Source organism: Rhodoferax sp. GT1R46 (assembly GCF_056521285.1).
Genome location: NZ_JBWMBC010000002.1, coordinates 470449 through 497427 on the forward strand (window position 1 = coordinate 470449; position 26979 = coordinate 497427).

General features: G+C 61.6%; 24 protein-coding genes. 8 read left to right on the forward strand and 16 right to left on the reverse strand.

Annotation, left to right across the window (positions count from 1 at the left end):
- Positions 1–97: 97 nt before the first annotated feature.
- The 4 genes from AC097W_RS07625 to AC097W_RS07640 form a co-directional block, all read right to left on the reverse strand.
- On the reverse strand, positions 98–2221 hold the full coding sequence (locus tag AC097W_RS07625; protein ID WP_479601887.1) for an acetoacetate--CoA ligase: 2124 nt from the start codon (positions 2219–2221) through the stop codon (positions 98–100).
- Positions 2222–2296: 75 nt separating this feature from the next.
- Positions 2297–2980, reverse strand: coding sequence for an ABC transporter ATP-binding protein (locus AC097W_RS07630; RefSeq protein WP_479601888.1), 684 nt, complete (start codon positions 2978–2980; stop codon positions 2297–2299).
- Positions 2977–4242, reverse strand: a complete 1266-nt coding sequence (locus tag AC097W_RS07635; RefSeq protein ID WP_479601889.1) for an ABC transporter permease — start codon at positions 4240–4242, stop codon at positions 2977–2979. The genes AC097W_RS07630 and AC097W_RS07635 overlap by 4 nt, the downstream gene beginning before the upstream one ends.
- 17 nt (positions 4243–4259) lie before the next feature.
- Positions 4260–5504 (reverse strand): efflux RND transporter periplasmic adaptor subunit, encoded by a 1245-nt coding sequence (locus AC097W_RS07640; protein WP_479601890.1) that lies wholly within the window; start codon positions 5502–5504, stop codon positions 4260–4262.
- A gap of 112 nt (positions 5505–5616) precedes the next feature.
- On the opposite strand from AC097W_RS07640, the gene AC097W_RS07645 reads away from it, so the two are divergent.
- Positions 5617–6039, forward strand: a complete 423-nt coding sequence (locus AC097W_RS07645) for a hotdog fold thioesterase (protein ID WP_479601891.1) — start codon at positions 5617–5619, stop codon at positions 6037–6039.
- A gap of 139 nt (positions 6040–6178) precedes the next feature.
- On the opposite strand, the gene AC097W_RS07650 is transcribed toward AC097W_RS07645, so the two are convergent.
- A complete protein-coding gene (locus AC097W_RS07650) occupies positions 6179–6757 on the reverse strand; it encodes a cob(I)yrinic acid a,c-diamide adenosyltransferase (protein ID WP_479601892.1) in 579 nt (192 codons plus the stop codon).
- Between the two features lie 75 nt (positions 6758–6832).
- Here AC097W_RS07650 and AC097W_RS07655 point away from each other — a divergent pair, with 75 nt between their 5' ends.
- Positions 6833–8257, forward strand: coding sequence for an FAD-binding oxidoreductase (locus tag AC097W_RS07655; RefSeq protein ID WP_479601893.1), 1425 nt, complete (start codon positions 6833–6835; stop codon positions 8255–8257).
- A 75-nt stretch (positions 8258–8332) separates the two neighbouring features.
- On the opposite strand, the gene AC097W_RS07660 is transcribed toward AC097W_RS07655, so the two are convergent.
- The 9 genes from AC097W_RS07660 to mnmG form a co-directional block, all read right to left on the reverse strand.
- The gene (locus tag AC097W_RS07660; RefSeq protein ID WP_479601894.1) at positions 8333–9100 is read right to left on the reverse strand and encodes an HD-GYP domain-containing protein; all 768 of its coding nucleotides are present in this window, start codon (positions 9098–9100) and stop codon (positions 8333–8335) included.
- Between the two features lie 2 nt (positions 9101–9102).
- Positions 9103–9849 carry a class I SAM-dependent methyltransferase gene (locus AC097W_RS07665; RefSeq protein ID WP_479601895.1) on the reverse strand — a complete coding sequence of 249 codons (747 nt, stop codon included), beginning with the start codon at positions 9847–9849 and terminating at the stop codon, positions 9103–9105.
- A 20-nt stretch (positions 9850–9869) separates the two neighbouring features.
- Complete coding sequence (locus AC097W_RS07670; protein WP_479601896.1) at positions 9870–11126, reverse strand: hypothetical protein; 1257 nt, start codon at positions 11124–11126, stop codon at positions 9870–9872.
- 82 nt (positions 11127–11208) lie between these two features.
- Positions 11209–12132, reverse strand: a complete 924-nt coding sequence (locus AC097W_RS07675) for a ParB/RepB/Spo0J family partition protein (protein ID WP_479601897.1) — start codon at positions 12130–12132, stop codon at positions 11209–11211.
- A gap of 14 nt (positions 12133–12146) precedes the next feature.
- A complete protein-coding gene (locus AC097W_RS07680; protein ID WP_479601898.1) occupies positions 12147–12683 on the reverse strand; it encodes an RBBP9/YdeN family alpha/beta hydrolase in 537 nt (178 codons plus the stop codon).
- A complete protein-coding gene (locus AC097W_RS07685; protein ID WP_479601899.1) occupies positions 12684–13469 on the reverse strand; it encodes a ParA family protein in 786 nt (261 codons plus the stop codon). It abuts the gene before it with no gap.
- Between the two features lie 73 nt (positions 13470–13542).
- Positions 13543–14157 carry a LysE family transporter gene (locus tag AC097W_RS07690; protein ID WP_479601900.1) on the reverse strand — a complete coding sequence of 205 codons (615 nt, stop codon included), beginning with the start codon at positions 14155–14157 and terminating at the stop codon, positions 13543–13545.
- Between the two features lie 52 nt (positions 14158–14209).
- Entirely contained in the window at positions 14210–14893 is a 684-nt protein-coding gene (gene rsmG / locus AC097W_RS07695; protein WP_479602077.1) for a 16S rRNA (guanine(527)-N(7))-methyltransferase RsmG, read from the reverse strand.
- Positions 14893–16950: a tRNA uridine-5-carboxymethylaminomethyl(34) synthesis enzyme MnmG gene (mnmG, locus tag AC097W_RS07700; protein WP_479601901.1), complete on the reverse strand. Its 2058-nt coding sequence runs from the start codon at positions 16948–16950 to the stop codon at positions 14893–14895. Before mnmG ends, rsmG begins: the two co-directional genes overlap by 1 nt.
- A 48-nt stretch (positions 16951–16998) precedes the next feature.
- On the opposite strand from mnmG, the gene AC097W_RS07705 reads away from it, so the two are divergent.
- Positions 16999–17586: an NADPH-dependent FMN reductase gene (locus AC097W_RS07705; protein WP_479601902.1), complete on the forward strand. Its 588-nt coding sequence runs from the start codon at positions 16999–17001 to the stop codon at positions 17584–17586.
- A 36-nt stretch (positions 17587–17622) separates the two neighbouring features.
- Here AC097W_RS07705 and AC097W_RS07710 read toward each other — a convergent pair whose 3' ends face one another.
- Positions 17623–18318: a Crp/Fnr family transcriptional regulator gene (locus AC097W_RS07710; RefSeq protein WP_479601903.1), complete on the reverse strand. Its 696-nt coding sequence runs from the start codon at positions 18316–18318 to the stop codon at positions 17623–17625.
- Between the two features lie 99 nt (positions 18319–18417).
- Between AC097W_RS07710 and AC097W_RS07715 the strand changes: the two genes are divergently transcribed.
- The 5 genes from AC097W_RS07715 (at position 18418) to AC097W_RS07735 (ending at position 25768) form a co-directional block, all read left to right on the forward strand.
- Complete coding sequence (locus AC097W_RS07715) at positions 18418–19173, forward strand: class II aldolase/adducin family protein (RefSeq protein WP_479601904.1); 756 nt, start codon at positions 18418–18420, stop codon at positions 19171–19173.
- A 22-nt stretch (positions 19174–19195) separates the two neighbouring features.
- Positions 19196–20638 (forward strand): coniferyl aldehyde dehydrogenase, encoded by a 1443-nt coding sequence (locus AC097W_RS07720; RefSeq protein ID WP_479601905.1) that lies wholly within the window; start codon positions 19196–19198, stop codon positions 20636–20638.
- 6 nt (positions 20639–20644) lie between these two features.
- On the forward strand, positions 20645–22252 hold the full coding sequence (locus AC097W_RS07725) for a GMC family oxidoreductase (RefSeq protein WP_479601906.1): 1608 nt from the start codon (positions 20645–20647) through the stop codon (positions 22250–22252).
- 71 nt (positions 22253–22323) lie between these two features.
- Positions 22324–22932, forward strand: coding sequence for a glutathione transferase GstA (gene gstA, locus AC097W_RS07730; RefSeq protein ID WP_479601907.1), 609 nt, complete (start codon positions 22324–22326; stop codon positions 22930–22932).
- A 175-nt stretch (positions 22933–23107) separates the two neighbouring features.
- Positions 23108–25768 (forward strand): putative bifunctional diguanylate cyclase/phosphodiesterase, encoded by a 2661-nt coding sequence (locus AC097W_RS07735; RefSeq protein WP_479601908.1) that lies wholly within the window; start codon positions 23108–23110, stop codon positions 25766–25768.
- 1 nt (position 25769) lies between these two features.
- Here the strand turns inward: AC097W_RS07735 and AC097W_RS07740 are convergent, their stop codons facing one another.
- Positions 25770–26945: a YbfB/YjiJ family MFS transporter gene (locus AC097W_RS07740; RefSeq protein WP_479601909.1), complete on the reverse strand. Its 1176-nt coding sequence runs from the start codon at positions 26943–26945 to the stop codon at positions 25770–25772.
- Between the last annotated feature and the right edge of the window lie 34 nt (positions 26946–26979).

Consider the following 26979-nt stretch of genomic DNA (forward strand, 5'->3'; position numbering starts at 1 on the left):
AGGGGAATAGCCTCCCAAAGGGGCTACTTTATCAGCGCAAAAAGATCTATTTGACCATTTTTTCACGGTTTTAGCGAGAAAACAGACCCCGTGGGCTTTACATGTACGCAGATACCAGCCGTTGCTGCGCAAACGCCACGTACCAGTCCAGGCAGGCCGGGTTGGCCATGGCGTCCTTGTTGACCACCTTTTCCAGCGGCTGGCCCAGCAGGAGTTTCTTGATGGGCAGCTCCTGTTTTTTGCCGGACAAGGTGCGCGGGATCTCTGCCACCTGAAAGATGGCATTGGGTACGAACCGCGGGCTCAGGGCGACCTTGATGGCCTCGTTGAGTTTGGCCTTCATGGCCTCGTCCAGCACCACGCCGGCACGCAACACCACGAACAGCGGCATGTAGCTTTCACGCCCCAGGTATTCCAGATCCACCACCAGGCTGTCCATAACCTCGGGCAGCACTTCGACTGCGCTGTAGAGCTCGCTGGTACCCATGCGCAGGCCGTGGCGGTTGATGGTGGCGTCGCTGCGGCCAAAGATCACGCAGCCTTCGCCGCCACCTTCTTTGGTGCCCACGCGCAGCCAGTCGCCGTGACGCCAGACGCCGCCGACTTCCGGGCCCAGGTCGCCACCGCCCGGCTTGCGACCGTGGCCGGGGGGGTACATCTTGAAGTAGCTGGACAGGTAACGCACGTTGTCGTGGTCGCCCCAAAAGAAGAGGGGCATGGACGGAATCGGCTGGCTGCAGACCAGCTCGCCCACGTCACCCAGCACCGGCAGGCCCTGCTCGTTCCATGCTTCGACCGCACAACCCAGCAATCGGCATTGCATGACACCAGGCTCCTGCGGCAACTCGCGGTTGCCGCCAATGAAGGCACCACAAAAGTCAGTGCCACCCGAGATGTTGCACCACCAGATGTCACGCTGGGCTTCGCTGCGGGCGATGCGCGCAAACTGCTCCGTCCCCCAGGCCTGTGCCTCCGGTGAAAGGGGAGACCCGGTGGTGCCCAGCGCGCGAATGGCAGAGAGGTCGCCGCAGGTGGACAAATCCATGCCCGACTTGAGGCAATTGGCAAAGAAGGCAGCGCCCGCGCCGAAGAAGGTAACGCCGGTTTCACCCGCAAAACGCCACAAGGTGGTCCAGTCGGGATTATCTTTGGTGCCGCCGGGGTTGCCATCAAAAATCACGCAGGTGGTGCCGTTGAGCAAGCCGGCCAGCTGCGCATTCCACATCACCCAGCCGGTGGAGCTGTACCAGTGGAAGCGCTCACCCCAGCTGTTGGGCTCGTAGCTGCAGCCAATGTCGTTGTGCAGGGTCTTGAGTGCCAACGCCACCAGCACTGTGCCGCCGTGGCCGTGCACGATGGGCTTGGGCAAACCGGTGGTACCACTGGAATAAACAATCCACAGCGGGTGGTCAAACGGCAGCCAGAGCGGCTCAAACGCCACAGTATTTTTATCATTTCGGCCTGTAGCTCCCGTGAAATCTGCGCAAGCAGCTATGAAATCAGGAGCATTTTGTGCCGCACGGGTGGCTTGGACCGTTCCCAGGTTGTCATGCAGGATCACATGCTGCACCGTCGGCAGGGCGTCCACCAACTCCTGCACCACGGCCAGGCGGTCAAAGTCACGCCCACCGTAACGCACGCCGTCGCAGGCAATCAGTACCTTGGGCTCAATCTGTTTGAAGCGGTCCAGCACGGCGTGGGTGCCCATGTCGGGTGCGCAAATACTCCACACCGCGCCGATGCTGGCCGTGGCCAGAAATGCCACCATGGCCTCAGGAATATTGGGCAGGTAGGCGGCGACCCGGTCGCCGGGCTGCACGCCCTGGTCCAGCAGGTGCAGCGCCAGTGAGGCAACCTGGCGGCGCAACGCGGGCCAACTCAGCTCGCGGTGTTCCCCTTTTTCATTGCGGCTGATGATGGCCTGAAACCCCGCCGCGTCGGCCGGGACCACATGGCGAAACACCTGCTGCGCGTAGTTGGCCTGCGCGCCCACAAACCACACCGCACCGGGCATGGCGTTGCGCGCCAGCACCGCGGTGTGCGGCGTGGGCGACTGCATGCCGAAGTAATCCCAGATGCTCTGCCAGTAGGCATCCAGGTCGGTGATCGACCAGCGCCAGAGGTCGTTGTAGGTCTCAAAGTGCAGACCCCGCGTATCGCGCAACCAGTTCTGGTACAGGCGGATTTGGGGAACGTAGGGGGCCGGCAGTGTCTCGTGCATAGTGCTCTCTTGGGTGGCTTTTTTTGCAGCCATGAGCGTAGCAGTGTCACACGCGCGGGTCTGGCGGGCGCGCACTCAGGTGACACGCCCGTCCACCAGCTCAATCATGCGGTCGCAGCGCGCGGCCAGGCGCGGGTCGTGGGTGACGATGAGGCAGGCGCTGCCATGGTCGCGGTTGAACTCGCGCAGCAAGCCAAACACCTCGTCAGCCGATACGGTGTCGAGGTTGCCCGTGGGCTCGTCGGCCAGGATGAGACGCGGTTTGAGCGACAGCGAGCGCGCAATGGCCACGCGCTGCTGCATGCCGCCCGAGAGTTCACCGGGGCGCTTGTATTCCGATCCCTGCAGGCCGACGCGCGCCAGCAACTCCAGCGCCATGGCCTCGGACTCGGCAGTCGCCGTGCCGTGCGCAATCAGGGACGGCAGCAACACGTTCTCCAGCGCGGTAAACGCGGGCAGCAGGTGGTGAAACTGAAACACGAAACCAATGGTGGCGCCGCGCAGCGCGGTGAGGCCTGCGTCATCCAGCGACTGGGACTGCTTGCCCGCAATCGTCAGCGTGCCGGCGGTGGGCGGCTCCAGCAGGCCAATGATGTTGAGCAGCGTGCTTTTGCCCGAGCCGGATGGCCCTTTGAGCGCGACAAACTCGGCCTCCTGCAGTGCCAGCGTGATGCCGTGCAGCACCTCGGTCTCCACCGGGGTGCCTACGTTGTAGCTCTTGCGAATGTCGTCGAGCTGCAGGATGGGACTGTGGTTCATGCACGAATCGCCTGCACCGGGTCCATGCGCGCCGCACTGCGGGCCGGCACCACGGCCGCAGCCAGGCCCACACCACAGGCCACGACGGTGGCCAACCCCACCAGCACGGGGTCCAGCTGGGCGGCAAACATGGCACTGCCGTCCGGGCTTTTGAACACATGGGAGAACACCACCAGCAGGGCATAGGCCAGCAGGGAACCCAGAACCGAGCCCACCAGCCCCACCAGGCCGCCCTGCAGTAAAAAGATCGCCATGATGCGCCTGCGCCCCGCGCCCATGGCCCGCAGGATGCCGATCTCGCGCTGCTTTTGTACCACGCTGACCACCAGCACACTGGAGATGCCCAGCGCGACGATCACCACCACGAAACTGCGAATCAGGTTGTTCGACACCGTCTGGTTGGCCAGCGCGTTGAGCAGGCCCGAGTTGGTCTGCATCCAGCTGTCGACGGTCAGGCTGGTCTGAGCGCGCAGGGTGTCGGCAATGGTGTTGGCACCAAACAAGTCCTTGACCGTGAGGTCGATGTTGGACACGCCCCCCGGCAGGTCCAGCAGCGTCTGCGCCAGCTTGAGGGTGACGAACACCCAGCGGCGGTTGAGGTCGCGGTTACCCATGTCAAACAGACCGGTGATGTCCAGTGTTTCGCTGCGTCCATTGGCGGTGGTAACGCGTATCTTGTCGCCCACGGTGACGCCCAGGTCGGCCGCCAGATCGGTGCCGATCAGGGCGCGCGTGCCGGTTATCTCAAAACGCCCCCGCGTCATGTAACTGTCCATGCGCACCACGCGGCGGTAGGCATCGGGCTGCACCCCCAGCAAGGCCACGCTTTTGCTGCTGCCGCCCCGCGCGGCAAACGCAGGGCCGGTGACCACAGGCGACACCGCCAGCACACCGGGTGTCGCCCCGGCGAGCGCGGCCACGCTCTCCCACTGGTCAACCGAACGCAGGCGCTGGGCGCGCGGCTGCACCACTGCCGCCACGGCCTGGTCGGCCTTGGGCGCCAGCACCCGCTGGGTGACTTCTTCCAGCGGACGAATCACCACATGGGCCTGCGAGCCCATCACCCGGTCGATGATGGTGCTCTGCAGCTGGTTGATCAGCTGGGTCAGAAAAATGATGACGGCCACGCCCCCGGTGACGCCGGCCAGAATCAGCGCGCTCTGCATGCGACCTTCGCGCAGGAAGCGCAAGGCCACAAGCAGTTCAAAAGGCATCCAGCGGGCCCAGGAACTGACGGCGGGGCGATGGCGGGAAGAGGACATGGCGAAGCGCAGCGGGCTCAGCGCGAAATGAACGAAGGCACTTCAAACCCCTTGCCAACGGCGGCGTCGGGGCCCCGCCGCACCCGGTCGCCGGCCAGCGCTTTCTCGGTCTGCAGAATGGCAAAGTCCCCCGCTTTCAGACCCTCGGCAATCTCCACCGAACCCACGCCATGCAGACCCAGCTTCACCGGCGCGCGGACCGCGCGACCCTCCTGCAGCAACAGGACCCACGGTGCTCCGCGGTCGGCATCCCGCACGGCCGCCGACGGCAGCACCAGTGTGCTGTCCCGCCTGCCGCCTATCAGCTCCACCGACACCGTCATGTCCGGCTTCAAAAAGGCCGGGGGCGATGGCACGTCCAGGCGCACGTCCACCGAGCCGCGCTGGGGGTCCACCACCGGCGCAATGTAGCTCAGCTTCGCATCAAAGGGCTGGCCTGGAAACGCGTCCACCACCGCACGCGCAGCCATGCCCAGGGTGAGCATGCTCAGGTGTTTTTCGTCCACCGCCGCGTCAATGCGCGGGTTGCCTTGGGCTGCGAGCGACAGCAGCACCCGCCCCGGCTGCGCCATGCTGCCGGGCTCCACGCTACGGGCCAGCACCACCGCATCCACCGGGCTGGTGATCTGCAATCGGTCCAGCCGTGCCGCCGCGGCGTCGACCGCACCTTGCGCCTGCGCCACCCGGCTGGCCGCCAATGCCGGCTCAACCCCCCGTGTTTGATTGGCTTGCGCCTGCACCCGCGCCGATTCCAGCGCGCTGCGTGCGGTGTCGAGCGCACGCCGGGCGTCATCGAGTTTTTGTTGGGAAAAGAAACCTTGTGCCACGAGGTCCTGTGCCCTCTGGTGTTCACGGTCGGCCGACTGAAAAGCCGCCTGCGCCTGCACCACGGCCTGGCTGGCCACCGGCGCTGACACGGTGGCTTGCTGGACCGCCCGTTCCCGGGTCTCGACCAGCGCCGCACGCGCCTGGGCGAGCGCCGCCCGGGCTTCGGCGTCCTGCAAGCGCACCAGCATGTGGCCGGCCTTGACCCGGTCGCCTTCGCGAACCCGCACCTCCAGCACGGTGGCAGTCACGTCGGCACCCACGTCCATGCGGGCAGGGGCGTTGAGTCGCCCCGTGGCGGCGATTGACTGGACGATGCCGGTTTGCGCCACGGTCGCCACCTGCACCAGCGTGCCACGCCGGCTGTTGACCACGACGGCCGCGACGACGATTGCGACCAGCACCGCACCGGCGGCCCATTTGAAATGCACTTTCATGGGTGCAGATTAGCAGGGTCTCGCGCGGCTCACTTGACGCATATCAAGCGCGGTGGAACGAGGTATAACTTCAGGAAAACAAACTCAAAACCCAACGAAAGCGCCCACGCACATGTCTATCTGGAAGAAACCGATTTCGGTTGAAGAACTCAACCGCATCAGCGCCAACACCGCGTTCACGCACCTGGGAATGGAGTTTCTGGAAGTGGGTGACGACTTCATCAAGGCCCGCGTGCCCGTGGACGAGCGAACCCGACAGCCCTATGGCCTGCTCAACGGCGGCGTGAGCGTGGTTCTCGCCGAAACGCTGGGCTCCTGCGGTGCGGCCTACTCCAGCCCCGAAGGCTGGCGCGCCGTGGGCCTGGACATCAACGCCAACCACCTGCGCGGCACGACCAGTGGCTGGGTCACTGGCACCACACGCCCCGTCCACATTGGCCGCACCACCCAGGTCTGGCAAATCGACTTGCACAACGATGCGGGAGAGCTGACCTGCGTCTCGCGCATCACCATGGCGATGCTGGCGCCTAGATAGTAGCCAAATAGGCCTCTAGCCCCCGTATTCATTGCGCAGGCAGCTATTGATTTTGTAGCGAATTCACATTGTTCGGTGCATGGTGCGCCCACCCCCGCACCATGCAGTCACAACGAAGGGTATCTAAAGCCCCGGGAAATTACTCAGCCGCAGCCTGCGCCATGCGTTCGCTCTTCCAGTACACATCGTCACCCACCGTGCCATCCGTGCGGTGACGGTTCAACACCCTGGACAGCACAAACATCAGGTCTGAGAGGCGATTGAGGTACTGGCGCGGCGTGTCCTTCAACGCTTCTTCGTTCCCCAGCGCGACGACCGCGCGTTCGGCTCTACGGGCAACCGTGCGGCACACATGGGCTTGCGACGCGGCCCGGGTACCAGCCGGCAGGATGAACTCCTGCAGGCGCGGCAAGTGTTCATTGTGGGCATCCAGAGCCTCGTCCAGCGCCATCACGGCTTCCGGCTTGAGCAACTCATAGCCGGGGATGGACAACTCACCGCCCAGGTTGAACAGCTGGTGCTGAATCTCCACCAGCAGCGTGCGCACGGGCTCAGGCATGTCCTCACACAGCAGCACACCGATGTGGGAGTTGAGCTCGTCCACCTCACCCATGGCGTGCACGCGCAGGCTGTTTTTGGAGACCCGGGTGTTGTCTCCCAGGCCGGTGGTGCCGTTGTCCCCGGTGCGGGTGGCGATTTGTGTCAGGCGGTTGCCCATAGTGGTGCTCCAGGGAAGGACATTGGAAGAGCGCTATCGTAAACTGCAGCCCATTACCCCTGTTGAAGTACCCCCATGAATACCCTTGCGACGCCCTTGCATTTGCTGCCTGCCGTGAACCAGCGTGCGACTCCGCCCGAACTGGTTGCGGCCCTGCAGGCCCGCCTGGGCGATCGCTGCACGACGGCTCTGGTGGTGCGCGAGCAGCACGGGCGCGACGAATCGTCGTTCGATGTGCCGCCCCCCGGAGCGGTGGTATTCGCCCAAAGTTCAGCAGAAGTCGCCTTTGTGGTGCAGCAGGCCGCACGTTTTGGCGTGCCGGTGATTCCCTTTGGTGTGGGCACCTCGTTGGAGGGGCACCTGCTGGCCGTGCAAGGCGGCATCAGCCTGGACGTGAGCCGCATGAACGAGGTGCTGCGCATCAACGCCGAAGACCTGACGGTGACGGTGCAACCCGGCGTGACACGCAAGCAACTCAACGAAGCCGTCAAATCGACCGGTCTTTTCTTCCCGATTGACCCGGGTGCTGACGCGACTTTAGGCGGCATGGCGGCCACGCGCGCCAGCGGCACCAACGCCGTGCGTTATGGCACCATGCGCGAAAACGTGCTGGCACTCGAAGTGGTGACAGCCAGCGGCGAAATCATTCGCACCGGCACACATGCCAAAAAGTCGTCCGCAGGCTACGACCTGACGCGCCTGATGGTGGGCTCGGAAGGCACGCTGGGCGTGATCACTGAAGTCACGGTCAAGCTCTACCCGCTGCCCGAAGCGGTGATGGCGGCCACTTGCTCATTTGCGTCGCTGGCCGATGCGGTCAACACCACCATCCAGATCATTCAATTGGGCGTACCGATTGCACGGTGCGAGTTGCTGGATGCCAACACCATTCGCATCGTCAACCAGCATTCCAAATTGAGCCTGCGCGAGGGCGCCATGCTGCTGATGGAGTTTCACGGCTCCCCCGCCAGCGTGCAGGAGCAGGTGGACACCGTGCAGGCGATTGCCAGCGACTTTGGCGGTGAAACCTTTGAGTGGGCCAAAACCCCTGAGGAGCGCACCAAGCTCTGGACCGCGCGCCACAACGCCTACTTTGCCGGCGTGCAGTCGCGCCCGGGCTGCCGGGCCATTACCACCGACACCTGCGTGCCAATTTCGAAACTGGCCGAGGCGCTGCTGGACTCGGTGACCGAGGCGCAGGAATCGGGCATTCCCTACTTTCTGGTCGGCCACGTGGGCGACGGCAACTTCCACATGGGCTACCTGATTGACCCCACCATTCCAGCCGAGCGCGAAACGGCCGAGCGGCTCAACCACCAGCTGGTGGAGCGAGCACTCGAGTTGGGAGGCACCTGCACCGGTGAGCATGGCGTGGGCCTGCACAAGATGGACTTCCTGATGGATGAGACGGGCGCAGGCGCGGTGGACATGATGCGCACCATCAAGCGCGCCTTGGACCCCCTGAATATCATGAATCCGGGGAAGATATTTTTGCTATAAAAATAATAGCATTCTGCGCATACTGGGCGCGGACTAGCGCCTGAACTAGCTTAAATCTGCAACGCAGACTCCGGCCTACAGCTCGGCGTGGTCTGCAATGGCGTTGGCCATGTATTCCATCTTGCGTTGCATGTCGGAGTCCGTATCGGCATGGCGCCGTGCAATGCTTTCAAATTCATCCTGAATTTCGATGAAGGCGTCGACCATGTCCGGGTCGAAATGTGCACCGCGCTCGCCAAAGATCACCTGCACGGCCTTGTCATGCGGTACGCCTGCCTTGTAGACCTTGTTGGAGATGAGTGCGTCGTACACATCGGCAATGGCCATGATGCGTGCGGAGACCGGAATCCGTGTGCCCGAGAGGCGCTGGGGGTAGCCGCTGCCATCCCATTTTTCCTGGTGTGACAACACCAGTTCCTTGGTGATGGCCAGAAGTGGCGAAGGCCTGCCCAGTGTTTTTTCGGCGCGCACAATGGCTTCAAAACCAATGGTCGTGTGGGTGCGCATGATGGCCACTTCATCGGGTGTCAGACGCCCCGGTTTCAGCAAAATCCGGTCCGGGATGCCCACGGAACCCATGTCATAGAGTGGCACGCTGGTGCACAAAACGTCAATCGTCTCCGGGCTCAGGACGTCCGTGAACGCGGGGTTGCTGCGCAGTTTGGTAGCCAGTGCGCGCACATAACGCTGCACCCGCAGAATATGGCTCTCGGTGTCCGACTCCCGCTGCTCGGCCAGGGTCGCCATCGCAAACACCACTACCTGCTGCGCGTGCTGGATTTCAGCGGGGTCGGTTGGTACGTGGATTGGTGCGTCGGGCGGTGGCGAATGGGGGGATAGCATGGTCAAGCTCCAGAAGACGTTACCAAGGGGGCGCGGTACAGCCACACCATTTTGCCACCGGGCGCGCGGTATTGGGCGGTTGGCTTCAGTGTGGTGGCTTCAAATTCCAGACTGACCAGCCAGGCACCGGCGCGCAACTCGGCACGGGCTTTTTCCGCGGCGCGGCCCATGCTCTCGGGCCGTTGAAACAGGTACACCAGGTCGTATGCAGACCAGTCTTGCTGCCAGATGTCACCCTGACGCACCCGCGCCCACGGGCAGCGCAGGGCACACAACCAGCGCAAGGGCCAGCTCCACTCCAGCCCCTGCAGGCGGACTTGCGGGTAGGCGCGGCGCAAGGCGGTCAAGCCATGGCCGAGACCGCAGCCGGCATCGAGCACCAGCGCGCCGGGTGCCAGGGTGGCATGGTCAGGCAAGCTGTCCAGGGCCTGCGCGGGGGTGGGAAACAGAGGTGCGTCACGCCAGGCGTTGATGGGATAGACCAGCAGCAGCAAGGCCAGTGGAACCAGCCATGCCCACGCAGGCAAGGTGGCAACGCCGGAGACCGCCAGTGACAGCGGAAACCCCGCTCCAATCATGAGGCGCCGCCACCAGGTTTGCCCCAACAAACTCCAACCTACGCCCAGAACAGATGCCGAGGCCACCGCAGGCAGAATGCCCATACCCGCACCCGATAGCAGTGCGAACAAGCCCCAAGCGCCGCCCCACGCCAGCAATGCCGGGGCGGGCCAAGGTAAGCGCAACGCCATGCTCGCGATTCAACCCGTGTTCAGCCGCCGAACAGGCCACGAAACAGGTTGACCGGATTGACCGGCAAGGTAGAACGTGGCTTGGCAGCTTCCTCCGGGGCCGTCTGGTTTTCAGGCGTCGCAGCGCCGGTTCCCTGCGGGCGGTTTGACGGCTCTTGCCCCAGCATCGCCATCGTGTGGGACTTGACCCGCAGGCGCACCGACCATTCAGGCTCCCACGGAGTTTTGGGGTTGATGGAGCGCGGGGGGTAGGCCAAGTTGTGCTCGCCCCCATAGGCCATCATGCGGACAAAGGCGGTCCCGGCCTGCCCGCCCAGAATCCCCTTGGGGATGCTGCATCGCGTCACGTCCGCACCGAGCAGTATTTTGTCGCGTGTCCAGCGCTCGATGCTGCTGTTGGACAGGTAGTCAAACAGGCCCATGCCCGAATCACTGCTTTCGCTGCTGGACCACAAGATGACGTCATCGCCCTGCGTGGCCATGGCGTGCAAATAGTAGGCCCGGGCATTGGCCACACGGCCCCAAGTCAGGGCAATGCTGTCCTGCAAGGACCCACGGCTTTGCAAATCAATGGCAGACATGATGTCCTGTGGGCCAGCCAGGCTGAACTTGAAAGAGTCAGGAATGCCTTCCCCAACAATTCGGTGGTCCCCCACGAGTGAGCCGTCTTTGGGCAGAGTCTTCTGCTCGCGCTCATTGGGATAGACATCGTATCCCGGCTTGATGCGTGCGCCACGATCGGCCGCATACCGGCCGGAGAAGGCGGTGCCAAAAGCCTGCATATTGCCGCTGCTGAGTGGGGTGAAGTCCACTACGCGGGGTTGACCAGGACGCACGGATTCACCGCACCCCCAGTACATCAGGAGTCGGCCTTTGGGAGGCTCATGGTCATTGGAGTACTCGCCGGGCTCACGCCCTGCGGACTGCTCCTGCTTCAGCGGCACCAGCGGCAGGCTTTCGCCCATTCGCATGCCGGTTGGTATTTGCTGCACAGCCTCCACCCCTGGCTTGTGGCTGTTCCACAGGGCGATATCCACAATACGGGGCGGCGTGACGTGCAGACTGCGGGCGTCACCATAGTGCGCGGGAGGGCTCGGGATTTCCATCTCGGGCAACCCGGCGATACCCCCGGTAGACACATCCATCCACAACTGCACTTTGGCGGGCTTGACCACTTGCGTTTGGGCCTGTGCCGTGTTCAAGGCACACAGGACCGCAACCGCGCAAAGCATGGAAACAGACATCGGAACGGTCACCACGGGAAGACTGACAGCCATAAACTCTCCTGATTGGGACATGCCCCACTGTAGGCCAACGCGGGGCCTACCGGCAAGTCGCCAGATCAATTGTTGGAAGGGTTTAGCCTGCGCGCAAGCGGTCAATCAGGCCATTGAGCTCGTCGAGCGAACCAAACTGGATCACCATTTCGCCCATGTCCTCCATGCGCCCTGCCCGTTTGACCCGTTTCTTGATGTGGATTTCGACCTGCGCCATGAGCAAATCGGACAATTCTTCCTCCACCCGCTTGAGGTCGCGGGACTTCTCTTTTTTGGGCTTGGAGGAGGTGAGCGTGAATTCGGCACCGAGTTTCTTGACCAGGCTCTCGGCTTCGCGCACCGACATCTTTTTGGCAATGATCTGGGTGGCCGCCGTGATCTGGGTGGCGCGCTCCAGGGCCAGCAGGGCGCGGGCATGGCCCATATCCAGATCACCGGCCATCAGCATGGTCTGCACGGCCTCGGTCAGGTTCAGCAGGCGCAGAAGATTGCTGGCGGCGCTGCGCGACCGTCCCACCGCCTGCGCCGCCTGCTCGTGAGTGAGCCCAAACTCTTTGATCAAGCGCTGCAGGCCGTGGGCTTCTTCCAGCGGGTTGAGGTCCTCCCGCTGCATATTTTCAATCAGCGCCATGGCGGCGGCGGCCTCGTCAGGCACGTCGCGCACCAGCACCGGAACACGGTCGAGCCCGGCCAGTTTGGCCGCACGGAAGCGGCGCTCACCGGCGATGATCTCGAACTTGCCTGTGTTGGGACCCTGCGCCAGTTTGCGCACCAGAATCGGCTGCATGATGCCCTGGGCCTTGATGCTCTCGGCCAGTTCATACAGCGCGCCCTCGTCCATGTGGGTACGGGGTTGGTACTGACCCGCCACCATATCGTCAAGCATCAAGGTGCTGGACAGACCCGAGTTGGCTTCGGCAATCTCTGCTGGCGCGCGGTCTTTGACCTTGGGGCCCAGCAGTGCTTCCAGACCCATTCCCAGGCCCTTGGGTTTTTTGGTAACCATTGCTTTTTCTTTCTTTACTTCGCTAATTTCATCAAGATCGCGTGACCATCGGGCCAGTCGTCCAGACCGGATTCAGCATTGATATGTCCCGCGGCACCGCAGTCCACCCACTCGGAGTTCCAAGCGCTGGCGAAAGCTTGCGCACGCGCCAGGCTGCAATAGGGGTCGTTGTGACTGCCCATCAGAACACTTTGGAAGGGCAGTGGTTTCATCGGTATCGGCGCCCAACTGGTAAGCACCGGGCGCAGTTCTTCCCGTTCAGCATCGCCCGGGGCCACCAACAGCGCGCCTGTGACCAGATGGGTGTTGCGCGAGTGCGATGCCCAGGCTGCAGCCAACAAGCAGCCCAGGCTGTGTGCCACCAGAATGCTGGGGCCGTCCTGCGCCAGCAGCACCTCTTCGAGGCGAGCAATCCAGTCGCCCCGCAGCGGGCGCATCCAGTCGTGCTGGTCTACGCGCACATAGCCGTGCAACACCTCCCAGCGGCTTTGCCAATGATCTGGGCCGGAGTTTTGCCAGCCTGGCAGGACGAGAACGTGCGGAGGCTTCATTTACATCGCCTTGATGCGGTCCACCATCTCTTGCGCAAACATCACAAACGCCTGCGCTCCCTTGGAGGATGGGTCGAACACCACACCTGGAAGCCCATAGCTCGGAGCCTCTGCCAGCCGCACATTGCGGGGAATCACGGTGTTGAACACCTTGTCACCAAAGTGGGTCTTGAGTTGGTCACTTACCTGCTGCTGCAGCGTGATGCGGGGGTCAAACATGACGCGCAACAAACCAATAATTTGCAGGTCGTCGTTCAGGTTGGCCTTGACCTGCTTGATGGTGTTCACCAGATCGGTAAGCCCCTCCAGCGCGAAATATTCGCATTGCATGGGCACGATGACCCCATGGGCGCAGCAAAGACCGTTGAGCGTGAGCATAGACAGGCTGGGCGGGCAATCGATGAGCACAAAGTCGTACGCGTCGCTGACCTCGGCCAGTGCCAGCTTGAGGCGCTTCTCGCGGCGCTCCACTTCCACCAGTTCCACCTCGGCCCCTGCCAGTTCGCGGTTGGCACCCAGAATATCGTAGCTGCAGCCGCCCTCCTTCAATTTGTCGCTTTGCACGCGGGCCTCGGCGATAGACGCGGATTCGAGAAGCACGTCATACACCGTCAACTCCAGCTTGCGCTTGTCGACCCCGGAGCCCATGGTGGCATTACCTTGCGGATCAAGATCAATCATCAGCACCCGCTGCCCCACCTTGGCCAACCCAGCCGCCAGATTGACGGTGGTAGTGGTTTTGCCGACGCCACCTTTTTGATTGGCAACACAGAAGATTTTGGCCATGGAGTGCTAATTAGGAGAAAAATGGAAACCGTTCAAGGGCCGTGTTTCACGTGAAACCAAATCAGGCGTCATGCTAGCGCGAGACGGCTAGCTTGATGCCGAAACCAATCAGGAACAAGCCCGCCACTTTTTCAAGAATACGAGAAACCAGGGGGTTGGCCCGCACGCGCTCGGCCAGAAAATGGGTCAACAAAACAGCGATCAATCCATACACAAAGGTCAGGACTGCAATCGTCGCCGCCATGAACGCGTAGGTGGTTAGCCCCTGCTGGCGAACCGGATCGACAAACAACGGGAAAAACGCCATATAAAACAAAATGGCCTTGGGGTTGAGCAAGGTAATCATGAGTGCCTGGCGCAAGTAATGGTGCGGCTTGATGTGCAGCACCGGCGCGGAACCTGGCTTGGCCAGCAACATTTTGCCGCCCAGCCACGCCAGATAAACGGCACCCAACCACTGCACCGCATGAAAAGCATCGGGGTAGGCACTGAGCAAGGCCGCCACACCGGCAACCGCAGACCACATCAAGACCTGGTCACCCAGTATCACACCCAAGGTTGCCGCCAGTCCACCCCGGATGCGACCCTTGCTGGTCGAGGTAATCAGCGCCAGGTTTCCCGGACCGGGAATCAGCAGAAATACGATGATGGTGACAACAAACGTGCCGTAGTCGGTGACGCCGAGCATGGGGGTTCCTTGGAGCTTGGCCCGGAAAGCCTTCCAGACGCAAACCGCAAGTTTACGTCACCTTGCTGCGCATCCAGACAATGCAGCGCTCGGCATCCAGGCCGGGCACAAGCAGCTGTTCCACGTGAAACACCTCTACGGCGCCCGGCACCATGGCCATCTCATCGGCAGGATGCTTACCCTTCATGGCCATCCAGATGCCCTGCCCGCCCAATGCTGCACCCGACCAGCGCGTGAAGTCCGCCAAGGACGCAAAGGCCCGGGAACTCACCACGTCGTACGGCTCCGTGAGGGACTCCACCCGCGCATGCAGACCCCGCAAGTTGGGCAACTTCAAGCTGGCCGCCACTTGCTGAATAAATGCGGCCTTTTTGGCCACCGTGTCCACGCAGTGCACCGTGATATCAGGGCAGCAAATGGCAATCACAATCCCCGGCAAGCCCGCACCCGACCCGACATCCAGCAATCGACATGCTACCGCCGTGTCCACAGACGGAACCACTGCTTGCAACGCCCTATTGACCAATTGCTTTCGCAGCGGCACCACCACGGCCAGGCTGTCCAGCAAATGGTGCGTGAGCATCTCATTGGGGTCACGCACCGCCGTCAGGTTGTAGACCTTGGTCCACTTCTGTATCAAGTCCAAATAGTCCAGCAGGCGGTTAACCTGGGCGTCGTCCAGCACAAGCGCCAGGTCAACCAGGCCTTGACGCAGCCCCAACTCCAAAGGGCGCATCAAACAATCACCTCGCCAGCAACCGCTGGATTACCCACAAATCCGCGGAAGTTACCTTTTTTCAAATGAATCAATAGCAGCGAAATGGTGGCTGGTGTAATGCCTGACATGCGGGAAGCCTGCCCCAGAGTTTCAGGCCGCTGCTTACTCAAACGCTGGCGCGCCTCGATGCTGAGAGCGGTCACCTGCAGGTAGTCCAGCTCGTCCGGCAGGCGCAGGTTCTCAAAATGCGCCGAACGCTCCACCTCGTCGCGTTGACGATCGATGTAGCCGGAGTACTTGGCGGCAATCTCCACCTGCTCCACCACGGAGCCCACGAACACATTCTGCGCAATGGCTGCAGCACGGGCCACACTATCGGCAACCACCTCTGTTTCACGTGAAACACCTGGCACGACAGGCAACTCCGGGCTGGCGTAGCGCCCGCCATCCAGCGACATCAATGCCGCGTACACAATATTGGGACGCCGCAACAAATCCGCGAGGTTGTATTCGTGCTCAATAGTCTTACCCAGCACGCGCTCCGACTCAGCCGCCGCCAGATTTTTCGGACTGACCCAGATGGAGCGCAGTCGCTCTGTTTCACGTGAAACAGCATCGCGCTTGCGGCAAAACGCCTCCCAGCGCGCATCGTCCACCAAGCCCAGCTTGCGACCCGTTTCGGTCAAGCGGGCATCGGCATTGTCCTCGCGCAGCTGCAGCCGGAACTCCGCCCTGCTGGTGAACATCCGATACGGCTCCGTCACACCCTTGGTAATCAGGTCGTCCACCAGCACCCCCAGATAGGCCTCGTCACGCCCGGGAACCCATGTGTCCTGCCCCCATGCAGGAGAGCTGGCAGCAGAGGCACCGGCTTGCAGCGCGGCGTTCACTCCCGCAAACAAACCCTGGGCAGCCGCCTCTTCATACCCGGTAGTGCCGTTAATTTGTCCAGCAAAGAACAGCCCATTGATCTGCCGGGTTTCAAAACTGCTTTTGAGCGCGCGCGGGTCAAAGTAGTCGTATTCAATGGCGTAGCCCGGCCGCAGAATGTGGGCGTTCTCCAGCCCCGCCATGCTGCGCACCAGGTCGTACTGAATATCAAACGGTAGGCTGGTACTGATCCCGTTGGGGTAGTACTCGTTGGTGGTCAGGCCTTCGGGCTCCAGAAAAATCTGGTGACTGTCCTTGTCGGCAAACCGATTGATCTTGTCTTCCACGCTGGGGCAATAGCGCGGGCCTACGCCTTCGATCTTGCCGGTGAACATGGGGCTGCGGTCAAACCCGCTGCGAATGATGTCGTGCGTGCGCTCGTTCGTATGGGTAATCCAGCACGGCATTTGCTGCGGGTGCATCTCCACGCGGCCCATGAAGCTGAACACTGGCATGGTGGAACTCATCCCGCCGGGCATGCCATCGCCGGGCTGCTCCTGGCATTTGCTGAAATCAATCGAACGACCATCCAGCCGCGGTGGCGTACCGGTTTTCAGTCGCCCCTGTGGCAGCTTCAACTCCTTGAGTCGTGCACTCAGACTCACCGCCGGTGGGTCTCCTGCCCTGCCAGCCGCATAGTTGTTCAGGCCCACGTGGATCTTGCCATCCAGAAACGTGCCCGCCGTGAGCACCACGGTCTTGGACCGAAACTGGACGCCCACCTGCGTGACAGCGCCCACCACGCGGTCGCCCTCCACCATCAGGTCATCCACGGCCTGCTGAAACAGCCACAAATTGGGCTGGTTCTCCAGCATGCGGCGAATGGCGGCCTTGTACAAAACCCGATCGGCCTGCGCACGGGTGGCACGCACTGCAGGACCCTTGCTGGAGTTGAGGATGCGAAATTGAATGCCGCCTTCGTCTGTCGCCAGGGCCATGGCGCCACCCAGCGCGTCCACCTCTTTGACCAGGTGGCCCTTGCCAATTCCGCCGATAGAGGGGTTGCAACTCATCTGCCCGAGGGTCTCGATGTTGTGGCTGAGCAGCAGGGTTTTGCAACCCATGCGGGCAGCCGCCAGTGCAGCCTCGGTTCCGGCATGGCCGCCGCCAACGACGATGACGTCAAAAATCTGTGGGTAGAGCATGTGGCGATTTTACCGGGCACCCCGATTTAGGGGGCAGGAATGAGGACAATGGGTGCTATGAAGCTATTACTCTTTGCGGGGAGCACCCGCCAAAAATCGTTCAATCGCCAACTCGCGCGCGCCGCCGCCGGGATGGCGACCCAAGCAGGAGCTGACGTCACGCTGCTCGAATTGTCCGACCTGGACATCCCGATGTACAACGCGGACCAAGAAGCGCAGGGCACACCACCCGACGTGATGCGTCTCAAGACGATCATGGAAGCGCACCCGGCCTGGATCATCTGCTCCCCAGAGTACAACGGCAGCTACACCGCCTTGCTCAAGAACACCCTCGACTGGGCCTCCAGCCCGGTGAAGGGTGATCCGGTTTGGGGTGACGGCAAAAAACCGTTCACAGGCAAAGTGGTGGGGCTACTCAGCGCGTCGCCGGGGGGCCTCGGAGGCTTGCGATCGCTCAGCCATCTGAATCCCCTCCTGATGGCGCTGCAGTGCTGGGTCTGCCCGCAACAGTTTGCCCTGGCCAAAGCCGGCGAAGCCTTTGATGCCCAGGGAAGCCTGCAAGGCGAGGCCAGCCGCAACGGGGTCCAGGCCGTTGTCAGTCAGGTCCTGTGGGCAGCCGGCCGCCTCAGTCACTGACCGGCGAAACGGGGCACTGCGCTGCCCGAAATCCCGTCACGCCAAGGCGCCGCGCAATTCCAGCTCGGCCAACGACGCGATCTCGATGCGGCCATATCCCAGGGTCACGACGCCATCGCGTACCAGAAGCTTCAGCTCTTTGGAGAGCGTCTGACGGGTAATGCCCAGCATCATGGCCAGTGCTTCCTGAGATACCGCAACACCCGCCCTGGCGTCTGGCTCCATGGCGGAATCACCGCGCACCAGAGCCAGCAGACGCCGTGCGATGCGGGTTCGAGTTGAACGCAGCATGGCATCCTCTACCAGCCCATAGAGCCCCCGCACCCGGATACACAGCAAGCCAGCAATCGCCCGCGCAAAGGGGGGGCGTTGCATCAGCCGATCAAAGGCCGAAGCACTGATCAACAACACTTCGCAGCCCACCATCGCCGTCACATCGTGCGGCCTTGGAAAACCATCCAGTAGCGACGACTCACCAAACCAGTTACCGACCTCCATCATCGACAGGATTCCCTCGCGGCCATCTTCCCCCAGCGTAGACACCTTGAAGGCACCCTGCACCACGCCGAAAAATCCGCCGGTAGTGTCACCCTTGCGGTACAGCATCTCGCCCGCTCCCACACGGTGCAACTCTGCCGCCGCCAGCATCGCCCGACGTTCCGCTATAGGTAAGGCACCAAACCACGCATTTCTGGAAAGGGTCTGCAATAGTTCGGCTTTTGAGTAAGTCATCCATTTCCTCTCAGTGATTACCCTAAATTGTAAATTTATTAACAGTTTAGCAGCAACCAGACGGGTAAGGTAGGCCCACCAAATACAAGGAGTCCGCGCATGAACATCCCATCTCTCAAAGACCAGGTCAGCCCCGAAGAGTGGCAATTGCGGGTTGATCTGGCCGCCTGCTACCGCCTGGTGGCGGCCTATGGCTGGAGCGATCTGGTCTTTACCCACATCAGCGCCCGCATCCCCGGCCCCGAGCACCACTTCCTGATCAACCCCTACGGGCTGATGTTCGACGAAATCACCGCCAGCAGCCTCGTCAAAGTGGACCAGCAGTGCAACAAGCTGATTGAGTCGCCCTTCCCTGTCAACCCGGCCGGCTTTGTGATCCACAGTGCGGTACACGAGGTACGCGAAGACGCTGGCTGCGTTTTGCACACCCATACCCGTGCCGGTGTGGCCGTCAGCGCCCAGCAATGCGGTGTGCTGCCCATCAGCCAGCAGTCCACCTTTGTGCTGGGATCGCTGGCGTACCACACCTACGAAGGCGTCGCGTTCCGTGACGACGAAAAGCCACGCCTCCAGGCCGATCTGGGCAATGCCAACTTCCTCATGTTGCGCAACCATGGCTTGCTGACGGTGGGCAAGACCATTGCTGATGCCTTTCTGGCAATGTACACATTTGAGTCCACCTGCCAGATCCAGATTGGTGCGCAGGCGGGTGGCGCGTTGACGCAGGTTGACCCGCGTATTGTCCAAGGCGTGGCGGAAGCCATGCGGGTGCAGACCGGCGGACTCGGTGGCGCGTTTGCCTGGCCCGCACTGATCCGCAAGGCGGACCGCCTGGACACCAGCTACCAGACCTGACCCCCTGTTTGAGGCCCTGCCCATGCCCGCTATCCCGATTCGCAAAACAGCGCCTGCTGACAACAGCCGCAATGACCTGGAAGAAACACTGCAACTCCAGCGCAATGCATTTATGGCGCACCCTTCCCCCAGCTTTGCTGAACGCAAGGCGGACCTGCTGGCGTTGCAACGCTTCGTTCGTGACCACCGCGACGCCCTGATCGAAGCAATCAATCTGGACTACGGAAACCGGTCACGGCACGAAACCCTGTTTGCCGAGATCTTCAGTGTGATCGACGGCGTGCAGCACACCATCAAGCACCTGAAAAGCTGGATGAAGCCGCAGCGCCGCAGCGTCGACCTGAAGAACTTCATGGGGGCGACCAACAAGGTCATTCCACAGCCACTGGGAGTCGTGGGGGCCATCATTCCCTGGAACTTTCCGATCTGGACCAGCTTCAATGGCCTCATCTGCACCTTCGCAGCGGGCAACCGGTCCATGGTCAAAATGTCCGAAAATTCGCGGCACACCGCTGCGTTACTGATCGACAAAATACCCCACTACTTTCCCAGAGAGAAGCTGGCCTTTTTCGACGAAACCGGCGGTGTGGGCATCGCGTTCTCGAAACTCAAGTTCGACCACCTGATCTTCACCGGTTCGGGTCAGACCGGTCGCTCGGTAATGGCCGCAGCCGCAGCCAACCTGTGTCCGGTAACGCTTGAACTCGGCGGCAAATCTCCAGCCGTTATCTGCCATGATTTCCCCCTGCGCACTGCTGCTGAACGGCTGCTGTTTACCAAATGCTTCAACGCGGGTCAGGTCTGCACTACGGTCGACCACCTGTATGTGCCCCATGAGAGGATCAATGAATTCGTGACGCTTGCCAAGGAGATCGTGACGGGCCGTTATCCTGCCCTTGGCAGCGTGGACTACAGCTCCATCATTGATGCACGTTCTTTCGATCGCATCACGGCTGCCCTTCAGCAGGCCGAGTCAGGTGGCGCCACGCTAGTCCCCCTCATTCCCGGCAAACCCTGGGATGCCAGCACGCGCAAGATTGCGCCGCACATCGTGCTCAACGCACCGGTCGACTGCGATTTGCGAACACGCGAGATTTTTGGCCCGGTGCTGCCCGTGATTGGATACCAGCATGTGGACGAGACGATAGACGCCATCAACGCGGGTCCCCGCCCCCTGGCCTTCTATCCGTTTAGCAACAGCAAGCAACAAATCCATCATCTCATCACCCATGTGATGTCCGGTGGGGTGACCGTGAACGACAGCCTGCTGCACACGGCTCAGCATGACTTGCCGTTCGGCGGCGTAGGCGACAGCGGCATGGGCCATTACCACGGCTACGAGGGCTTTGTCACCTTCTCCAAAATGCGTCCGGTCTTCTACCAGGCGCCGTTTAGCGCAGTGAAGTTTCTCTGGCCTCCCTACGGCAAATTCGCCACCAAATATCTCGACTTTCTCACCAAATAAGAACCTATGAACTTGCAAGAATTTGACTATGTGGTCGTCGGCGGCGGCGCCGCAGGTTGTGCGGTGGCGGGGCGTCTCAGTGAGGATCCGGATGTGTCCGTCTGCCTGCTCGAAGCCGGCAAGCCTGACACATCGGTCTTCATCCACGCACCACTGGGTTTTGCCGCCACGGCGCCCCTGAAGATCAACAGCTGGGGCTACGAGACGGTGCCGCAACCCGGGTTCAATGGCCGCCGGGGTTTTCAGCCGCGCGGCAAAGTGATGGGCGGATCGAGCTCCATCAACGCCATGGTCTACACCCGCGGCAACCGCAACGACTACGACGGCTGGGCTGCCCAGGGCAACACCGGCTGGAGCTTCCAGGATGTACTGCCCCTGTTCAAGCGTTCTGAAAACAACGAATGCTTTGGCGCCACCGACTACCGCGGCGTTGGAGGACCCTTGAATGTCAGCTACCTGCGCAGCCCCAGCATCCTCAACGAGGCATTCATCCAGGCATGTGAACAGCAAGGCATTCCCCGCACCCCCGATTACAACGGCCCCCAGCAGTTTGGTGTGGCACCGGCGCAGGTCACGCAAAAGAACGGCGAACGCTGGAGTGCCGCCAAAGGCTACATCACGCCCCACAGCAGCCGCCCCAACCTGCGCATCATCTCCGAAGCACACACCAGCCGCGTGCTGCTGGACGGCAAGCGGGCCACGGGCGTGGAGTACCTGCAGGGCGGGAACACACAGCAGGTCAAGGCACGCCGCGAAGTGATCCTGAGTGGTGGCACCTTCGGGTCACCCCAGTTGCTCATGCTGTCCGGCATTGGCCCGGCAGCGCATCTCAAACAGCATGGCATCCCCGTAGCACATGAACTTCCGGGTGTTGGTCAAAACCTGCAGGATCACCTCACCACCGTGCTGATCTACCGCACCCACCGTGTGGACGCCACGCTGGGCGTTTCTCTTCGAGGCGGCTGGGCACTGATCAAGTCCATTTTTGAGTGGCGTAACAGGCGCACCGGCTTGGTCACCACCAACGTGGCCGAAACCCAGGGCTTCATTTCCACCGAAGGCAACCAGGAACACCCCAATATCCAGCTGGCGCTGTGCACCGGCATTGTGGACGACCACACGCGCAAGACCCACCTGGGCCATGGCTACACCTTGCATGTCACCCTGATGCGCCCCAAGAGCCGCGGCTCGGTCACCCTGGCCAGCGCCAAGCCCACCGATGCCCCCTTGATCGACCCCGCGTTCCTGCAGCACCCGGACGACCTGGCCACCCTGATCAAGGGCACGCAAATGGGCTACGACATCATGGAGTCGGCCGCCCTGAAGCCCTACCGCGGCAAGATGATGTACCTGGTGGAGCGCAACAACGTGGCGCAGATCGAGCAGTTCTTGCGCAAGAACTCCGACACCGAGTACCACCCCGTCGGTACCTGCAAAATGGGCCCCATCAGCGACCCGATGGCCGTAGTAGACGCCACGCTGCGCGTGCATGGCCTGCAGGGCTTGCGGGTGGTGGACGCGTCCATCATGCCCAACCTGGTGAGCGGCAACACCAACGCGCCCACCATGATGATTGGCGAAAAGGCGGCTGACATGATCAAGGCCGGGGTTTAAACCTATGCAACTGCATGCGGCGGCAAATCCCGCTAGCATGCAGTTCCATTTTTTCAAGCATTCCCTCACCCATGAATCTCTATTACTCCCCCGGCGCCTGCTCACTGTCCCCTCACATTGCACTGCATGAGTCCGGACTGGCCTTTGAAGCCATCGCCGCACCCACCAAAACCCACAAGCTGCCCGACGGCACCGACTACTACACCGTCAACCCGCTGGGCTATGTGCCCTTCCTGACGCTGGACAACGGCAAGAGCCTGCGCGAAGGTCCGGCCATTGTTCAGTACATTGCCGACCAGGTTCCCGACAAGCACCTAGCCCCTGCCAATGGCACGTTTGAGCGCTACCAGTTGCAGGAATGGCTGACTTTCATCGGCACCGAACTGCACAAAACCTTTTCACCCCTGTTTGTACCGACCACGCCAGCAGAGACCAAGTCAGCATCCATGGAGCGATTGCAGTCGCGTCTGAAATGGGTCGATGGCGAACTGTCGGGCAAGCAATATCTGATGGGCAACACCTTCACCGTCGCCGATGGCTACCTGTTTGTAGTGACCAACTGGGCTCAATATGTGGGCCTGGACCTGAATGGCTACCCCAATCTGGTGGCCTTCCGCGCCCGCGTCGCGGCGCGTCCTGCCGTTATCGCAGCCATGAAGGCTGAAGGCTTGATCAAATAGCCACGGCGCCCCCTGCATTTGGGTCAGGGGGCAAAAAACATCTTGCCGCTAAACCCCTCGCCGCGGACTATTGCGGCGTGCCACTGCGCTATGATTTGTGACATTGGTTCATCTCACCAGCAGAACTGCAAAGTAGGCAGACAGAGCGGAGAACAACATCACGACGCAGCAGCCGTTGGCGCCGCACACCGGTGACGAAGAAGCCTACAACCCAGTGACCTGGGAGCCCTCGATCGCCTTCGTTAAATACGCGATCTGGGCGATTCTGGTCAGCTCGGTGCTGGTCTCGCTGACCATGTACTACATGGTACCCACCATGAAAGATCGCGCTTCATGGACCGTACCCATGGTCCTGGTGGCTCTGGCCGGTTGGTATCTGTTACGGCGCGGCAACCTTCAGGCGGCCATTGGCGTTCTGGCGATTGGAATGTGGGCCTGCGTTGCCGCAATGGTCATTTTGGGCGGTGGACTGAGTGCGCCCGCCCACTATATCTTCCCGCTCATTATCTTCATGATGGGATGGCTGGTCAGCACCAAAGCAGCCGTTATCACCGCTGGGCTGACTTCGGCCCTCACCATTGCCGTAATCATGATGGGCGAGCGCGGCACCCTTCCCGAGTCGCCGGTCTCCCCGCCAGCACTCCAAGGCCTGATTCAAATATGCGTATTTGTCACGGCAACAGTTCTCGTCCACTCGCTGGTGCGCGCCTACAAGAAACGTCTGATGGAAGTTCACGCGACCAACATTGGTTTTACCCAGCGCACGCGCGACCTGGAAATTGCCAAAGCCGAGTTGCACCAGGCCCAGGCCCAAGCCAAGGTGGGAAGCTGGATCTACACCGTGGCGACAGACACCATGCAATTGTCCGATGAAGCCTGCCGCATATTCGGCCAGCCCATCGGAACCACCCTCAATCGGGAGACGTACCTTGAGCTGAGTCCTCCTGAAGACCGCGAAGCCTTGCAGATCAATTGGCGAAACGCGTCAGAAAGCCAATCCATTTTTGAGGACGAGCACCGCGTTCTGGTGAGCGGCGCCATCTTCTGGCTCCGCCAGAGAGCTGAATTCGAGCTTGCACGCGACGGTAGCATCACGCGCGTTTTTGGTATCGCACAGGACATCAACGAGCGCAAACTCGCGGAGCTCAGCCTGCGACAATCCGAGAAAAAATTTGCTACCGCGTTTCAATCCAGTCCGGTAGCTGCCTCCATCGCCACCTTGCAGGAAGGCCGCTTTGTGGAGGCCAACGACAAGTACGAACGCGATTTCGGTTGGGCCCGTGATGAGCTGATCGGACGGACTACGGGTGACATCAACCTGTGGCCAAGCCCCGACGTGCGGGAGCAATGGGCTGTCGCCCTCCAAGCCCATGGCAGCATCGTGGACTACGAAACCACCTGGATCCACAAAAACGGCGAGCGACGCAGCGTCAGTATTTCGGGCGAAATCATTGACTACGCCAGCACCCCCTGCATCCTCGCCTACATCACCGACATTACCGAACGCAAGGCCGCAGAAGAACAAATTCAAAGCCTGGCATTCTTCGACTCTCTGACCAGCCTGCCCAACCGTCGCCTACTGATGAACCGGCTCGAACAGGCCCTGGCGTCGACCCACCGAGATCAACGCCATGGCGGGTTGCTGTTCATCGACCTTGACAACTTCAAAACCCTCAACGACTCCCATGGGCATAACAAGGGCGACTTGCTGCTGAAACAAGTTGCAGACCGGCTAAGCGCCTGTGTGCGTGAGGGCGACACCGTGTCACGCTTGGGTGGCGATGAATTTGTGGTCATGCTCAACGGCCTCAGCGAAGACCCGCTGCTGGCAGCCAGCCAGGCGGAAATGGTGGCTGAGAAGATTCTGGTCAACCTGAACCAGCGCTACGACTTCATCGATTTCCAGTACCACAACACCCCCAGCATCGGCGTGACCCTGTTCGGCGAACAGGAGGAAAGCCTCGATGAGCCCTTAAGACGGGCAGATGTCGCCATGTACCAGGCCAAAGCTGCCGGGCGCAACACCATCCGCTTTTACGACCCCCAGATGCAGGCTGCCGTCTCCGCACGGATGCAGCTGGAGACGGATCTGGCGTATGCCGTTCGTCAAAACCAGTTTCTGCTGCTGTACCAACCCCAGGTCAATGCAACAGGATGCGTTACCGGAGCAGAGGTGCTGGTGCGATGGCAGCACCCTCAACGCGGGATGGTTTCCCCGGCCGAGTTCATCCCTGCCGCGGAAGAGACCGGTCTTATCCTGCCACTGGGCGCATGGATTCTGGAAACTGCCTGCTCTCAATTGGCAAGCTGGGCAGACCAGCCAGCCTTTGAGCCCTTGAACATCGCCGTCAACGTGAGCGCGCGCCAGTTTCAGCAAGTCGATTTTGTGCCCCAGGTTCTCGCGGCGCTGGAACGTACCAACGCCAATCCCAAGCGCCTCAAGCTGGAGCTTACCGAAAGCATGCTGATCGACAACGTCAGTGCGGTCATTGAAAAAATGACGGTACTGAAAGAGCATGGAGTCGGTTTCTCGCTGGATGATTTCGGCACAGGCTACTCCTCCCTGTCCTATCTCAAACAGCTGCCCCTTGATCAGCTCAAGATCGATCAAAGCTTTGTGCGCGACGTGCTGACCGATACGAATGACGCGGCCATTGCCCGCATGGTCATTGTCCTGGCCGAAAGCCTCGGACTCACGGTGATTGCGGAAGGTGTGGAGACCATCGCACAGCAAGAACTCCTTCTGAGCCAGGGCTGCAAGAATTTCCAGGGCTACCTCATCAGCCGTCCGGTAGTCGTCGGGCTTTTTGAGGACTTTGTGAAGTCCCGCGCGTGAGCTAGCCGGGTTCCTCCCCGCATGGTGTTTGGAGCGCTTTCTGCTGCCATGCCAGCACAGCGCCAACCCACAGGGCGAATGCGGAGAACACCAAGCCGCGAGACAGTCCACCAGAGCCATCAGCGATCCAGCCCACGATGGTGGGCCCAATGATTTGCCCCGCCGCAAACACCGCCGTAAACGCGCTGATGCCTGATGCCCATGCGCTGTGCGGCAGGTTGTGGCGCACCAGGGCCGTAGTCGACGCCACCACCGACAGAAACACCCCGCCAAACAAAAGGCCGGACGCCAGCACCACGGGCCAGGCCTGTGTCAGCGCGGGCAATACCGTTGCCAGGCCCAGCAGCGTATTCAAAATGGCCAGGGCGCGGCCATTCTTGTAGCGGTCCAGCAGCCCCGCCCAAATGCGGGAAGACGCCACCACCGCCACGCCCAGCAGGCCATAGAACACCGTCACCGCCAGCGTGCTGCTGCCCCGCTCCCGCAGCAACGCCACCACAAAGGTCATGTAGCCGATGTAGCCCACACCAAACATGGTGTAGCCCGCCAGACTGAAGCCAAACTGCCGCCATCGAAAGACGACGGACGCAGCATCGGTTGCGGCAACCGGTGGTGCCCACTGCGCCATCACGCGGGCGGGCCACAACAGCACGGCACTGGCAAGCCCGCACACCAGCGCCAGGCTCCACCAGGCCCAGCGCCAGCCGTGCAGCGAGCCTTGCGCCAGATCCAGCACCCACGGAACCAGACCGGCCGAAACGACGATGCCCAGCCCGGTGCCACCGTAATACAGGCCAATCAGGAATCCACCCCGGGCCGGGTCGCGGGCGCCCAGGCGCGTAGCCATCAAGCCCCCGGCAATGAAGACCAGCGCACTGGCCACCCCCGCCAGCAGCCGCTGCAGCAGCAAGGGCTCCGCCGAAGTAAAAAATCCGCTCAATCCCATGAACACGCTGGCCAGCACCGCACCGGACCACAACAGGGTAGAAGCACCTACGCGCCGCAACAGCCAGGGCGTCATCAGCGCACCCAGAAAGTACCCCAGCGCGTTGGCCGTGTTCATGGCGCCTGCCTGGGTATAGGACCAACCCAGGTCAGCGCGCATGGCTGGCAGCAGCAAGCCGTACGCAAAACGCGTAATGCCCAGAGACACCGCAGCACCCAACGAGAGCGCCAAGGCTAATTTCCACAAATGTCGCGCAGGGGTCAGC

Excerpts from the sequence above, each read along its gene's own strand:
- AC097W_RS07710 (WP_479601903.1), bottom strand. The coding sequence starts at position 18,318 with ATGACTTACTCAAAAGCCGAACTATTGCAGACCCTTTCCAGAAATGCG.
- AC097W_RS07650 (WP_479601892.1), bottom strand. The coding sequence starts at position 6,757 with ATGGGCAACCGCCTGACACAAATCGCCACCCGCACCGGGGACAACGGC.
- mnmG (WP_479601901.1), bottom strand. The coding sequence starts at position 16,950 with ATGCTCTACCCACAGATTTTTGACGTCATCGTCGTTGGCGGCGGCCAT.
- AC097W_RS07630 (WP_479601888.1), bottom strand. The coding sequence starts at position 2,980 with ATGAACCACAGTCCCATCCTGCAGCTCGACGACATTCGCAAGAGCTAC.
- AC097W_RS07690 (WP_479601900.1), bottom strand. The coding sequence starts at position 14,157 with ATGCTCGGCGTCACCGACTACGGCACGTTTGTTGTCACCATCATCGTA.
- gstA (WP_479601907.1), top strand. The coding sequence starts at position 22,324 with ATGAATCTCTATTACTCCCCCGGCGCCTGCTCACTGTCCCCTCACATT.
- rsmG (WP_479602077.1), bottom strand. The coding sequence starts at position 14,893 with ATGCGCCCTTTGGAGTTGGGGCTGCGTCAAGGCCTGGTTGACCTGGCG.
- AC097W_RS07645 (WP_479601891.1), top strand. The coding sequence starts at position 5,617 with ATGTCTATCTGGAAGAAACCGATTTCGGTTGAAGAACTCAACCGCATC.
- AC097W_RS07635 (WP_479601889.1), bottom strand. The coding sequence starts at position 4,242 with ATGTCCTCTTCCCGCCATCGCCCCGCCGTCAGTTCCTGGGCCCGCTGG.
- AC097W_RS07680 (WP_479601898.1), bottom strand. The coding sequence starts at position 12,683 with ATGAAGCCTCCGCACGTTCTCGTCCTGCCAGGCTGGCAAAACTCCGGC.
- AC097W_RS07625 (WP_479601887.1), bottom strand. The coding sequence starts at position 2,221 with ATGCACGAGACACTGCCGGCCCCCTACGTTCCCCAAATCCGCCTGTAC.
- AC097W_RS07670 (WP_479601896.1), bottom strand. The coding sequence starts at position 11,126 with ATGGCTGTCAGTCTTCCCGTGGTGACCGTTCCGATGTCTGTTTCCATG.
- AC097W_RS07665 (WP_479601895.1), bottom strand. The coding sequence starts at position 9,849 with ATGGCGTTGCGCTTACCTTGGCCCGCCCCGGCATTGCTGGCGTGGGGC.
- AC097W_RS07640 (WP_479601890.1), bottom strand. The coding sequence starts at position 5,504 with ATGAAAGTGCATTTCAAATGGGCCGCCGGTGCGGTGCTGGTCGCAATC.
- AC097W_RS07685 (WP_479601899.1), bottom strand. The coding sequence starts at position 13,469 with ATGGCCAAAATCTTCTGTGTTGCCAATCAAAAAGGTGGCGTCGGCAAA.
- AC097W_RS07660 (WP_479601894.1), bottom strand. The coding sequence starts at position 9,100 with ATGCTATCCCCCCATTCGCCACCGCCCGACGCACCAATCCACGTACCA.
- AC097W_RS07655 (WP_479601893.1), top strand. The coding sequence starts at position 6,833 with ATGAATACCCTTGCGACGCCCTTGCATTTGCTGCCTGCCGTGAACCAG.
- AC097W_RS07715 (WP_479601904.1), top strand. The coding sequence starts at position 18,418 with ATGAACATCCCATCTCTCAAAGACCAGGTCAGCCCCGAAGAGTGGCAA.
- AC097W_RS07705 (WP_479601902.1), top strand. The coding sequence starts at position 16,999 with ATGGGTGCTATGAAGCTATTACTCTTTGCGGGGAGCACCCGCCAAAAA.
- AC097W_RS07675 (WP_479601897.1), bottom strand. The coding sequence starts at position 12,132 with ATGGTTACCAAAAAACCCAAGGGCCTGGGAATGGGTCTGGAAGCACTG.
- AC097W_RS07720 (WP_479601905.1), top strand. The coding sequence starts at position 19,196 with ATGCCCGCTATCCCGATTCGCAAAACAGCGCCTGCTGACAACAGCCGC.
- AC097W_RS07725 (WP_479601906.1), top strand. The coding sequence starts at position 20,645 with ATGAACTTGCAAGAATTTGACTATGTGGTCGTCGGCGGCGGCGCCGCA.